At 69.4% G+C, this 13,066-nt stretch carries 8 protein-coding genes; 7 read left to right on the forward strand and 1 reads right to left on the reverse strand.

Translation table 11 applies throughout. The features are described 5' to 3' along the window. Positions 1-31 precede the first annotated feature (31 nt). A complete protein-coding gene (locus AC3A46_RS09150) occupies positions 32-1,180 on the forward strand; it encodes a glycosyltransferase (protein WP_487664890.1) in 1,149 nt (382 codons plus the stop codon). A gap of 30 nt (positions 1,181-1,210) precedes the next feature. On the opposite strand, the gene AC3A46_RS09155 is transcribed toward AC3A46_RS09150, so the two are convergent. Further along, the gene (locus tag AC3A46_RS09155; RefSeq protein WP_487664891.1) at positions 1,211-1,807 is read right to left on the reverse strand and encodes an acyltransferase; all 597 of its coding nucleotides are present in this window, start codon (positions 1,805-1,807) and stop codon (positions 1,211-1,213) included. Between the two features lie 176 nt (positions 1,808-1,983). Here AC3A46_RS09155 and AC3A46_RS09160 point away from each other — a divergent pair, with 176 nt between their 5' ends. The 6 genes from AC3A46_RS09160 to AC3A46_RS09185 all read left to right on the forward strand — a co-directional run bounded on the left by AC3A46_RS09160 (position 1,984) and on the right by AC3A46_RS09185 (position 13,062). Beyond that, positions 1,984-8,028 carry a DUF4082 domain-containing protein gene (locus AC3A46_RS09160; protein ID WP_487664892.1) on the forward strand — a complete coding sequence of 2,015 codons (6,045 nt, stop codon included), beginning with the start codon at positions 1,984-1,986 and terminating at the stop codon, positions 8,026-8,028. A gap of 85 nt (positions 8,029-8,113) precedes the next feature. Then, positions 8,114-9,187 carry a Gfo/Idh/MocA family protein gene (locus tag AC3A46_RS09165; RefSeq protein WP_487664893.1) on the forward strand — a complete coding sequence of 358 codons (1,074 nt, stop codon included), beginning with the start codon at positions 8,114-8,116 and terminating at the stop codon, positions 9,185-9,187. After that, the gene (locus tag AC3A46_RS09170; RefSeq protein WP_487664894.1) at positions 9,184-10,179 is read left to right on the forward strand and encodes an NAD-dependent epimerase/dehydratase family protein; all 996 of its coding nucleotides are present in this window, start codon (positions 9,184-9,186) and stop codon (positions 10,177-10,179) included. Before AC3A46_RS09165 ends, AC3A46_RS09170 begins: the two co-directional genes overlap by 4 nt. Beyond that, positions 10,176-11,318 (forward strand): DegT/DnrJ/EryC1/StrS family aminotransferase, encoded by a 1,143-nt coding sequence (locus AC3A46_RS09175; protein ID WP_487664895.1) that lies wholly within the window; start codon positions 10,176-10,178, stop codon positions 11,316-11,318. The genes AC3A46_RS09170 and AC3A46_RS09175 overlap by 4 nt, the downstream gene beginning before the upstream one ends. Beyond that, entirely contained in the window at positions 11,318-11,944 is a 627-nt protein-coding gene (locus AC3A46_RS09180; protein ID WP_487664896.1) for a NeuD/PglB/VioB family sugar acetyltransferase, read from the forward strand. The genes AC3A46_RS09175 and AC3A46_RS09180 overlap by 1 nt, the downstream gene beginning before the upstream one ends. Further along, positions 11,941-13,062, forward strand: coding sequence for a DegT/DnrJ/EryC1/StrS family aminotransferase (locus AC3A46_RS09185; RefSeq protein ID WP_487664897.1), 1,122 nt, complete (start codon positions 11,941-11,943; stop codon positions 13,060-13,062). The genes AC3A46_RS09180 and AC3A46_RS09185 overlap by 4 nt, the downstream gene beginning before the upstream one ends. The last annotated feature ends 4 nt before the right edge of the window (positions 13,063-13,066 follow it).

Consider the following 13,066-nt stretch of genomic DNA (forward strand, 5'->3'; position numbering starts at 1 on the left):
GATTCTCCGGCCCGTGGGAGGATAGCCCGCGATGCAGTTGTCGATCGTGGTTCCGACGTACAACGAGGCTCCGAACATCGCGGAGCTCGTCCGGCGTATCACCGCCGCCGTACAGAACCGTCTCGATGCCGAGATCGTCTTCGTCGACGACAGCACGGATGCCACTGCCGACGTCATCCGCGAGGTCGCGGCATCCGCTTCCCTGCCGGTCCGGCTGATCCATCGGGATCGACCCGTGGGCGGCCTCGGGGGAGCGGTCATGGAGGGCTTCGCCGCTGCCGAGGCGGACGCGTGCCTCGTCATGGACGCCGATCTGCAGCATCCGCCCGAAGAGATCCCGGAGCTCTGGCACCGCTACTCGCGCGGCGACGTGGATGTCGTGATCGCCTCGCGCTACGCCGGCGGAGGCACCGCGGGCGGCCTCGCCGACCGCACCCGGGTGATGGTGTCGAAGGCGTCGACTGCGGTGACGCGCGCGATGTTCCCCATCCGGCTGAAGGACGTCTCCGACCCGATGACGGGGTTCTTCCTCATCGATCGCCGCGCGATCGACGCCGAGCAGCTGCGGCCGCAGGGCTTCAAGATCCTCCTCGAGATCCTCGCGCGCCGCCCGATGCGCGTGGCAGAGATCCCCTTCGACTTCGCCGACCGCCACGCGGGCGAGTCGAAGGCGTCGGTGCGCCAGGGGCTGCACTTCCTCACGCAGCTGACCGCGCTGCGGTTCGGCAAGATGTCGCTGTTCGCCGTGATCGGTGCATTCGGCGCCGTCGCCAACGTCGCGATCGTCTGGGCTCTCACCCACTGGGGCGTCGACTACATCGTCGCCGCGATCGTCGCCGCCGAGGTCACGATCATCGGCAACTTCCTGCTGCAGGAGCGCTTCGTCTTCCAGGACATGCGCGAGAGCGCCTCCGGCGTGTGGCTGCGCTTCGCGAAGTCGTTCACGTTCAACAACGCCGAGGCCGTGATCCGCATCCCGATCGTCGCGATGATGGTATCGACCGGGCACATCTCGGCGGTCGTGGCGACGGCGATCACCCTCGTGGTCGCGTTCTTCGTCCGCTTCCTCTTCCACTCGCTGGTCGTCTACGCGCCCCGCAAGCCCGGCGCCGAGGTCAGCCCCGCCCGCCGCTTCGTCGAGGAGCTCGACCGCGAGGCGATGCAGCCGGGCGAGCTGTAGGGAAGCGGATGCTGCGGCCCGCGGCATCCGCTATCCGACAGGCGTGAGGCGCTCGCCGTCCTGCGAGTAGCGCTCACCGGTGTCGGGGCACACCCACTGGTCGCCCTCGGGCCGCAGGGGCTTGCCCGCGCGCCCCACCCAGCCGACCCGGTGCGCCGGCACGCCGACGACGAGGGCGTAGGGCACGACGTCCTTCGTGACCACGGCGCCCGCGGCGACGAGCGCCCATTCGCCGATCGTGACCGGGGCGATGCAGACGGCCCGGGCGCCGATCGACGCTCCGGTGCCGATGGTGACGCCCACCCGATGCCAGTCGTCCTCGGTCTTCGGAGTGAGGTCGGGATTGACCGCCCGCGGGAACTCGTCGTTGGTGAGCACGGCGGCGGGGCCGATGAAGACGCCGTCGCCGAGATGCGCCGGCTCGTACACGAGGGCGTGGTTCTGGATCTTGCACCCGTCGCCGAGCACGACGCCCGGCCCGATGTAGGCGCCGCGGCCGATGTTGCAGTCGGCGCCGAGCACCGCGTGCTCGCGGATCTGCGCGAGGTGCCAGACGCGTGTTCTGGCGCCCAGCAGGGCGCTGCCGGCCACGTCGGCGGATGCCTGGATCGTCGTGGAATCGCCCATCGTCCTCTTCCCCGCTTCGCCGCTCGGGTTCCATTGTGCGTCGTGATGCAGTTATACTGCGCGCGGGACCCTCCGCGGGCACTGGGGAAGTATCGCACGCGGATGTCTTCTCAGCCGGTCACCCGAAGGCCGACGGGAAGGCAGCACCGACGAGGGCGTCGGGAATTGGGAAGCTCATGGGGATCAACCAGCCTCTGGCGACGGTTCCGCCCGGATCACGGACGTACCGCAGGAAGGCGATCACCTTCGCTGCGCTCGCAGCGCTCGTGACCGCACTGCTGATCGCGGTTCCGGCAGGCCCGCAGGCACGCGCAGCGAGCCCGTGCGGGGCGAACATCAACCCGATCACGTGCGAGAACCAGAAACCGGGGACCGACCCCTCGGTGTGGGACATCGACGGGGCGGGGGAGCCGTCGATCCAGGGCTTCGCCACGGACATCTCCGTCAACGCCGGGCAGCGCATCGACTTCAAGATCGACACGGACGCGCGCTCATACCGCATCGACGTCTACCGGACGGGTTGGTACCAGGGGCTCGGTGCGCGCTTCATCACGTCCGTGCCCGTCACCGCGACGCTGCCGCAGGGGCAGCCGCAGTGCATCTCGGATGTGGCCACCGGACTCTACGACTGCGGCAACTGGGGGGTCTCGGCAGCCTGGAATGTGCCGGCGGACGCCGTCTCGGGCGTATACATCGCCAAGCTCACGCGGACGGACAACGCCGACTCGAGCCACATCATCTTCATCGTGCGCAACGACGGCAACCACTCCGAGGTGCTGTTCCAGACCTCCGACCCGACGTGGCAGGCGTACAACAAGTACGGAGGGTCCGACTTCTATCAGGGCGCGACCAATGGGCGTGCTTACAAGATCAGCTACAACCGGCCCTTCGCCACGCGCGGCAACAGCTCGGGCCGCGACTTCTACTTCAGCTCCGAGTACGCGACGGTGCGGTTCATGGAGCGCAACGGCTACGACGTGAGCTACCTCGCGGGCGTCGACACCGACCGGCGGGGCGGTGAGCTGCTCAATCACAAGGTGTTCATGTCAGTCGGCCACGACGAGTACTGGTCGGGAGCGCAGCGCGCCAATATCGAGGCGGCACGCGACGCAGGGGTGAATCTGCAGTTCCTCGCCGGCAATGAGGGGTACTGGCGAACGCGCTACGAGAACTCCGCCGACGGCTCCAATACCGGGTACCGCACGCTCGTGTCTTACAAGGAGACGTGGAGCAACGCCAAGATCGACCCGAGCTCACAGTGGACGGGAACGTGGCGGGACCCGCGCTTCGCGCCCCCTGCGCAAGGCGGCGGTCTGCCCGAGAACCGCCTGACCGGCACGATGTACATGGTCAACGACGTGGATCTCGCGGTGCAGGTCAGCAGCGAGGAGGGCAGGACGCGGTTGTGGCGCAACACCTCGCTCGCGTCTTTGGCATCCGGCACCAGCGCCTCGCTCGCGGCGCACACCATCGGGTACGAGGCGAACGAAGACGTCGACAACGGCTCGCGCCCGCACGGACTCATCCGCCTGTCAACGACGACCGGACCGACGCCGCAGTATCTGACCGACTACGGCAGCACGGTGGTGGCGGGGACGACGACGCATCACGTCACCCTGTATCGGGCACAGAGCGGAGCGCTCGTGTTCTCCGCGGCGAGCATCCAGTGGGGCTGGGGCCTCGACCAGACCCATGACGGCAATGGGGCCGCGGCCGACGTGCGCATGCAGCAGGCCCAGGTGAACCTGCTTGCCGACATGGGCGCTCAGCCCGGGTCGCTCATGTCCGGCCTCGTGGCCGCCACGAAGAGCACCGACACGACGGCACCTGTCGTCGCGATCAGCACGCCCACCGCGGGTCAGTCCATCGCCAACGGCACTCAGGTCACCGCGACTGGCACGGCGAGCGATGTCGGTGGCCGGGTCGCCGGTGTCGAGGCCTCCACGGATGGCGGCACGACCTGGCACCCGGCCCAGGGCACCACGAGCTGGACGTTCACGTACATCCAGTCCGGCACGGGCACCACGCCGCTCATCGTCCGCGCGATCGATGACAGCGCGAACTACTCCACGGCGGGGACGACCCGGAGCCTCAACATCACTGGCCCCGCGAGTGTCTTCGGGAACGCCGTCCCCGCCGTGGCCTCGACCTCCGATGTGGGCGCCTACGAGCTCGGGCTGCGCTTCACTCCGACAACGGACGGGTTCGTCACGGGAGTCCGCTTCTACAAGGGCGCGGGCAACGGCGGCACCCATGTCGGGTCGCTGTGGGACGCGACCGGCGCCAGAATCGCCACGGTCACCTTCACGAATGAGACGGCTGCCGGCTGGCAGACAGCCGAGTTCGTCAGCCCTGTCGAGGTCATCGCGGGCACGCCGTACACGGTGTCGTACACCGCACCGCAGGGCCGGTACGCGACGACTGATCTGTACTGGCCGTACAAGTCCGTCACGTCGCCACCGCTGAGCGTCAACAACGTCGCGGGCACAGACTCCCCGGGCGTGTACGCGAGCGCCGGCGCCTTCCCGACGGCGACCTACAAAGAGGGCAACTACTTCGTCGACGTCATGTTCACGAAGTCGGACTCGTCGCCGCTCCGCATCAGCGCCCGCACCCCGCTGCCCGGAGCATCCAGCGTGCCGCTCAGCGCCACGATCACGGCCACGTTCACGCGCCCTGCGGATCCCGCCACGGTGGGGATCACGATGAAGGATGCTGCGGGCGCCTCGGTCGAGGGAACCGTCTCGTACGACGCGTCGACCAGGACGGCGCGCTTCGCCCCGGTGAGCCCGCTCACCGCATCGACGACGTACACGGTCACGCCGACGGCGAAGGACGCCAACGGCATCGGGCTGGACGCGGCGTCTTCGTGGAGCTTCACCACACAGGGTGTCGATCTCCCCGAGGGCCAGTGCCCCTGCTCGCTCTACCCCGAGAGCACGACGCCGACCGTCGGGTCGGATGCCGACCGTGACTCGGTCACGGTCGGAGTGAGGTTCAGCGTCCAGATGGCCGGCAAGATCACGGCGATCAAGTTCTACAAGGGCGCCGGCAATGCCGGAACGCACGTCGGTGCGCTGTGGGCGGCCAACGGCACCCAGCTCTCGGCGGCCACCTTCCAGAACGAATCGTCGACGGGATGGCAGACGGTCACCCTTCCGACGCCGATCAGCGTCGTGCCGGGGCAGACCTACACCGCTTCCTACCTGGCGCCCGCTGGCGGATACGCCGTCACGGCCGGGCAGTTCGGCGCCGGCTACGCGCGAGGGCCACTGACCGTTCCTGCCAACGGCGGGGCATTCACGTACAGCGGCGGCTATCCGTCGCAGACATCTACGGCGAGCTACGGAGTGGACGTCGTCTTCATCCCCGCGGCCGTCGCACCCACGCTCGTGTCGGTGTCGCCTCAGCACGCTGCGCTCGACGCGGCTCCGACGACGACAGTCTCTGCGGTCTTCAGCGGCGCGATGGCCGGAGGCTACCAGGGCACGGTGAAGGCCGACGGCGCCGTCGTCTCCGGGACGTGGGCCTTGTCATCGGACGCGAAGACGATCACCTTCACCCCGTCGTCCGCCTTCGCCCGTGGCGCTTCCGTCTCGGTCGTGATCACGGGGCTGGCCGGTGCGAACGGATCCTCCGGCTCGGATGTCTCGTGGTCCTTCGTCGTCGCGCCCCCAGAAGGGCAGACCATCACGACCTTCTTCGCCGCGGCGACCCCGACCGTCGAGGCGGAGATGGGCGACACGGCGTCGGTCGAGCTCGGCCTCGCGTTCACGACCTCGGTCGTCGGCGAGATCCGGGCGATCCGGTACTACAAGGGTGCAGCGACCTCCGGGGTACACGTGGGATCGCTCTGGGCTCAGGACGGAACACGACTCGCGCAGGTGACATTCGTCGACGAGACATCGTCCGGCTGGCAGCGCGCGGTGCTGTCGAGTCCGGTGGTGGTGGGCCCCGGCCAGACGTACACCGTCTCGTACCTCGCTCCGGCCGGGCGATACGCCTACACGCCGGCCGCGCTGGCGGCCGAAGTGTCGAGCGGGCCGCTCAAGACCATCGCGGGCGCAAACGGCCGATACCGCTACGGCTCGGGTGGGGTGGCGCCGACCAACACGTACAACTCGACGAACTACTTCGTGGACGTCGAGTTCGTCGTGCAGACGACGCTGGCGGTGACGGGTCCGAGTCCCGCGCGAGGGGCGGACGGCGTCGCGGTCGACTCCGCGGTGTCGGCGACGGTCAACGGGGTGAGCGTGTCGCAGACGCCGTCCCTCACGGTGACGGGCCCCGGTGGCGCCGTCGCCGGAGCCTCCTCGTTCACCCGCGCGACCGGCGTGGTGCGGTTCGTGCCGTCGACGGCGCTGGTCTCCTCCGGCAACTACACGGCGGCTGTGGTCCTCGATGGCGCAACGCTCGACTCCTGGGTCTTCCGTGTGGCCGAGGCGGCCGCCGGGACGATGCAGACGCTCTTCGGAGCCGACCTGCCGCAGTTGGCGTCCGTCGCCGAGACCGCGCCGGTCGAGCTGGGCACCGCCTTCACCGTCGCTAAGGTCGGCAAGGTCACCGCGATCCGTTTCTACAAGGGCGAGGGGAACACCGGCGTCCATCGCGGCACGTTGTGGGACAGCACCGGGGCCATCCTGTCGCGGGTGACATTCCTCGCCGAGTCGGCCTCGGGGTGGCAGTCGGCCGCCCTGGCGACGCCCATCAGCGTCGCGCCTGGTCAGACGTACGTCGTGTCGTATCTGGCGCCGAACGGCGGCTACTCCTACACAGGCGGCTACTTCGCGGCCCCGAAGGTGTCCGGCGACATCACCGCGCCCGCCACCGCAAACGGCCGCTTCCGCTACGGCGTCAACGGAGGATTCCCCGACCAGTCGTCCGGCGCATCCGGCTACTTCGTCGATCCGCTGATCGACTTCCGGCCGGCGCTCACATCGGTGTCTCCCGCCGCGGGGGCGACCCACGTGACGGTCACCGCACCGATCACGGCGACGCTGTCCAATGCGACCACGGCAACGCTCGGCCTCACGCTGGGAGGGACACCGGTCGGCGGCGCGTCCGCCTTCGACACGGCGACGGGGGTGGTGGCGTTCACACCGAGCGCTCCGCTGCAACGCGGGAAGTCGTACACTGCGACGGTCACCGCCAACTCGGCGGCAGTCGCTGGCGGGACGTGGTCGTTCTCGACGGTGCCGGAAGCCGCGGTGATCTCGACGACGCCGGCAGCCTCCGCCACGAACGTGGATCCGACGACCGTGTCGATCACCGCGAAGCTCAGCAACGCCGAGTCGGCCTCGCTCGCGGTCACGACCGGTGGCACGAGCGTCCCTGGCACGTCGGCGTTCAACGCCCTCACCGGCGTGGTGACCTTCACACCGAGCGCGGCGCTCGCGAACGCCAAGACGTACACGGTCACGGTTACCGCGAACGGCGCCGCCGTGGCCGGAGGCGCCTGGTCCTTCACGACAGTCGCCGCGGCGACCCTCACTGCGACGTCGCCTGCGGCGGCGGCCGCGAACGTGGAGCCTGCGACGACGAAGATCACCGCAACGCTGGCCGGGGCCGTGTCTGCGTCCCTCGTCGTGAGAGCGGGGTCAGCCACCGTCGCGGGAACCAGCAGCTTTGACGCCTCGACCGGTGTCGTCACCTTCACTCCGACGGCGACGCTGGGGTGGACGACCGTGTACACCGCGACGGTCACCGCCAACGGCACGGCGGTCGCGAACGGGACGTGGTCCTTCACGACGATGGCCAAACCTGATCAGGTCAGCCTCTTTACCAGCGGCACCCCGACCAATGCGAACGCCAATGCCGGGCTCGCTTATCAGACCGGCACCCGGATCCGCGTGAGCGCCCCAGGCGTCGTCACGACCATCCGGTACTACAAGGGCACCCAGAACGGTGGGACGCACACGGGTTACCTGAGGAGCGCGAACGGAACGGTGCTGGCCCAGGTCACCTTCCGGAACGAGACCGCGTCCGGCTGGCAGACGGCGGTGCTCGCGACGCCGGTGCGCTTGACCGTCGGCACGGAGTACCGCGTGACTCTGCTTAGCTCCGGCCGCTATGCCGTCACCAACGGCGCGCTCGCGTCTGCTGTAACCGTGGGCCCACTGTCCACGATCGCCAGCGGCGGTGTCGCGGGGTTCGGCTCGGGGAATCCGATCACGGTCAACAGCAACAAGTACTGGGTCGACGTCGTCTTCGATCCCGACTGAACGAAGAGCTGATGGGGTGAACGCTTTGTAACGAGCTGAACGCTCCGGTTGGGGACCGGAGGGGAAGGGATTGGGGGTGCTCGAGATGGCGAAGAGACTGAGGGCGGCGGTGATCGGTGCGGGCTACTGGGGTCCGAACCTCGCGAGGAACTTCCGCGCATCCGGTGATTGGGAGCTGGCCGCGATCTGCGACCTCGATGTCGCGCGCGCACTGCGGGTGTCGGACAGTATCGGCGGGGTGTCGGTGACGGCCGAGTTAGAGGACGTGCTCGCCGATCCCACCATCGACGCGGTTGCGATAGCAACACCTGCGCGCACCCATCACACGGTGGTGCTCGCCGCCCTTGACGCAGGCAAACATGTCCTCGTCGAGAAGCCGGTCGCCGACACACGCCAACGCGGCCTCGAGATGGTCGCGCGGGCGCATCGGAACGGCCGCGTGCTCATGGCCGACCACACGTACTGCTACACACCGGCCGTGCTGAAGATCCGCGACCTCATAGACGAGGGGGCGCTCGGCCAGATCCTCTTCGTGGACAGCGTGCGCATCAACCTGGGGCTCATCCAGCCCGACGTGGACGTGTTCTGGGATCTCGCTCCCCACGACCTCTCGATAATGGACTACGTCCTGCCCGGCGGGCTCGACGTCAGTTCGGTCTCGGCGCACGGCTCCGACCCGCTCGCAACGGGCAAGGCGTGCATCGGATACCTGGCGATGCCGCTCGTGGCCGGCGGGATCGCCCATGTGCACGTGAACTGGCTGAGCCCCACGAAGATTCGTCAGATGGTCATCGGCGGCACCAAGCGCACGCTCGTATGGGATGACCTCAATCCCCAGCAGCGCGTCAGTGTCTACGACCGTGGAGTGGACCTCGCGCTGCAGTCCAAGGCGATGGCCGACACCCGGGCCGCGAACATCTCCTACCGGCTGGGCGACACCTGGGCGCCCGCCCTCCCGGAGCGCGAGGCGCTGGCCGCGGTGGTCGCAGAGTTCGCCAGCGCGATCCGCGAGGGACGGCCCGCGCGGACGAGCGGCGACGCCGGCCTTCGCGTCCTCTCGGTGCTCGAAGGCGCGTCGGCCAGCCTGCGCGCGTTCGGCGCACCGCGCCCGGTCGAGACCCAGGTCGACACCCGTGAGAAGGAAGTCCAGCGAGCATGACCGACCTCGAAGGCACCCGCATCCTGGTCACCGGCGGTGCGGGCACGATCGGCTCGACCCTCGTTGACCAGCTCCTGGAGGCCGGCGTCGCCCACGTCGACGTGCTCGACAACCTCGCCCGGGGGCGTCGCGCCAACCTCGACGGCGCCTTGGCGAGCGGGCGTGTCGAACTCATCGACGGCGACATCCGCGACGCCCGGCTCGTCGACGACCTGACCGCCGACAAGGACGTCGTCTTCCACCAGGCGGCGATCAGGATCACCCAGTGCGCCGAAGAGCCCCGCCTCGCGCTCGAGGTGCTGGTCGACGGCACCTTCAACGTCGTCGAGTCCGCGGCGCGGCATAGCGTGAAGAAGCTCGTCTCCGCCTCCAGTGCGTCGGTGTACGGCATGGCGGAGGAGTTCCCCACGACCGAGCGTCACCACCATGAGAACAACGACACGCTCTACGGCGCGGCGAAGACCTTCGATGAGGGGCTCATTCGCAGCTTCCGTGCGATGCAGGGCCTGGACTACGTGCTGCTGCGCTACTTCAACGTGTACGGCCCCCGCATGGACGTCCACGGCCTGTACACCGAGGTGCTCGTGCGCTGGATGGAGCGCATCGCCGACGGTCGGCCGCCGCTCATCTTCGGCGACGGCAGGCAGACGATGGACTTCGTCTGCGTGCCCGACATCGCGGCCGCCAACATCCTCGCGGCCCGAAGCGATGTCGCGGAGGGGACGTACAACATCGCCAGCGGCACCGAGACGAGCCTCCTCGAACTCGCTGAGGCGCTGCTGAGGGCGATGGGCTCGGACCTCGGCGTCGAGCACGGTCCCGAGCGCGCGGTGAACGGCGTCGCGCGTCGCCTCGCGGACACCTCCGCGGCCTGGCGCGATCTCGGCTTCGCGGCGACGATCGGCCTCGACGACGGACTCCGGCTGCTGGTCGAATGGTGGCGGCCGCTCCGCGGCGAGATCGCCGCGGGACGGGCGGTGACGGTGCCATGAGCGGGCGGATCAACGTCATGGTCCCGTGGCTCGGTCAGGAGGAGACGGATGCTGCGGCCGAGGTGATCGCGAGCGGCTGGATTGCGCAGGGGCCCCGGGTCGCACGCTTCGAGCAGGCGTTCGCGAACGCGATGGACGCGCGTTCCGCCGTCGCCACCAGCAGCTGCACGACCGCGCTGCACCTGTCGCTCCTCGTGGCGGGGGTCGGACGAGGAGATGACGTCGTGGTGCCGTCCTTCTCCTTCATCGCCACCACGAACGCGGTGCGGTACGTGGGCGCCAACCCGGTGTTCGCCGACGTCGACCCGGCGACCGGCAACGTCACCGGTCACACGGTCGCCGATGCGCTGACACCGCGCACGCGCGCCGTCATCGCCGTCGATCAAGGCGGTGTGCCCGTCGACATCGACGACATCCGCTCGTTCACCGACCAGCTCAACATCGTGGTCGTCGAAGACGCCGCGTGCGGCGCGGGATCGACCTACAAGGGGAGACCGGTCGGCGCGGGGGCCGACATCGCCGCGTGGTCGTTTCATCCCCGCAAACTGCTCACCACCGGCGAGGGGGGAATGCTCACCACCGCGAACCCCGACTGGGCGGATCGCGCCCGGCATCTCCGCGAACACGCGATGAGCGCCTCAGCCGCAGACCGGCATGCGTCGGTCCTCGCCCCCGCGGAGGAGTACACCGAGGTGGGTTTCAACTACCGCATGACCGACCTGCAGGCGGCCGTGGGACTCGTCCAGCTCGCCAGGCTGCCGCAGATCGTCGCCCGCCGGCGGGAGATCGCCGGTCGTTACCAGGTGGCGATCGACGGCATCGCCGGCCTCCGCTCCGTCGCCGACCCGCCGTACGGTGCGGGCAACTTCCAGTCGTTCTGGGTCGAGATCGGCGAGGACTACCCGACCGATCGCGACGGCCTGCTCGAGGCGCTCGCCGACGAGGACATTTCCGCGCGGCGCGGGATCATGGCGGCGCATCGCCAGCCGCCCTATCGGGAGCTCACGCCTGAGGCCGGGTTGCCCGCCACCGAGCGCCTCACCGATCGCACGCTCATCCTGCCCGTCTACCACCAGTTGACCGAGGAGGATCAGGACCGCGTCATCGCCGTCCTGCGCCTGTCAGGCGGAGCGGCGTGATGGCTGACAGCGTCCTTCTCATCGGCGCGAGCGGACTCGCGCGGGAGGTACTCGCCGCGGGCATGCCCGGAGTGGTTGGAATTCTGGACGACGACCCGGACCTGCGTGCCACCGAGGTCGGAGGGGTCCCCGTGCTCGGGCCGGTGATGGATGCCGCGTCTCGGGCCGAGGCGCTGCTGGTGTGCGTCGGGCGCGGTCAGGGCCGTCGCAGCGTGGTGCGACGGCTGCGCGACGCCGGCATCGGCGAGCGGCGGTACGCCACATTCATCGCGGGGACCGTGCGGATGGGCCGCTCGAGCCACGTCCTGCCCGGAACGATCCTGCTGGACGGCGTCGTCCTCACGGCTGACGTGGCGATCGGCCGGCACGTCGTCGTTATGCCGAACTGCACCGTCACGCACGACGACGTGCTGGAGGACTTCGCCACACTCGCGGCGGGCGTGTCCCTCGGCGGGTCCGTGCGCGTCGGCGAGGCAGCGTACGTCGGGATGAACGCGTCCGTACGCCAGGGACTCCGCGTCGGCATCGCTGCGACCGTCGGGATGGGCGCCGTCGTCCTGGACGACGTACCGGACGAGGCGACCTGGGCCGGCGTCCCCGCACGCGAGATCGGGCGGCTGGCATGAGCATCCCGGTCCCCTTCGTCGACCTCGCGGCGCAGCAAGCCGAGATCGCCGACGAGGTCGTCGCGACCTGGCGGGATCAACTCTCGTCGGCCTCGTTCATCGGGGGCCCCGAGGTCGCGGCATTCGAGCAGGAGTACGCCGAGTACGTCGGCGTGGAGCACGTGGTGGGGGTCTCCAACGGCACCGACGCCCTCGAACTCGCCTACCGCGCGATCGGCATCGGCCCCGGTGACGAGATCATCATGCCGGCGAACACCTTCATCGCGACGGCGGAGGCGGCGTCGCGCGTGGGGGCGATCCCCGTGTTCGTGGACGTGGACGCCGAACACCTCCTCATCGACCCGGCGGCGGCGGAGGCGGCGATCACGTCTCGCACCGCGGCCATCACGCCGGTGCACCTCTTCGGACAGGTCGCGCCGATGAATCCGGTCATCGCGGTGGCCGAGCGCCACGGCCTGGCGGTGGTGGAGGATGCCGCGCAGGCGCAGGGCGCATCGGGCCCGATGGGACGCGCGGGGGCGCTCGGCGTCGTCGCCGCGACCAGCTTCTATCCCGGCAAGAATCTCGGAGCTGCCGGCGACGCGGGGGCCGTCATGACGAACGACGCGCACATCGCCGAACTGGCACGCAATCTCAGCGCCCACGGCAGCTCGGTCAAGTACGTCCACGACCGCATCGGCTTCAATGCCCGGCTGGATGCGGTGCAGGCCACCGTCCTCCGTGCGAAGCTGCGCCGCCTCGAGGGGTGGAACGACGCGAGGCGGGCTGCGGCTCACCGCTACGCCGACCTTCTCGGTGGAATCGACGGCGTCCGCCGTCCGGTGTCCCGGACGGGCAACGCGGACGTCTGGCATCTCTATGTCGTTCGAGTCGCCGACCGGGACTGCGTGAGTGCCCGCTTGCACGCGGCGGGCGTCGGAGTCGGCGTCCACTACCCGACGCCGCTGCACCTGACCGACGCGTATGCCCATCTCGGAGAACGACGCGGCGAGCTCCCGGTGGCAGAGGCCGCCGCCGACCGCATCCTCTCCCTGCCGATGTTCCCCCATTTGACGCAGACCCAGCAGGAGGTCGTCGCCGACGCGCTGCGCGCCGCCACCCGGGAGACGGAAGGCTAGGGCG

It is taken from the genome of Microbacterium sp. Soil_C_42 (assembly GCF_057656735.1).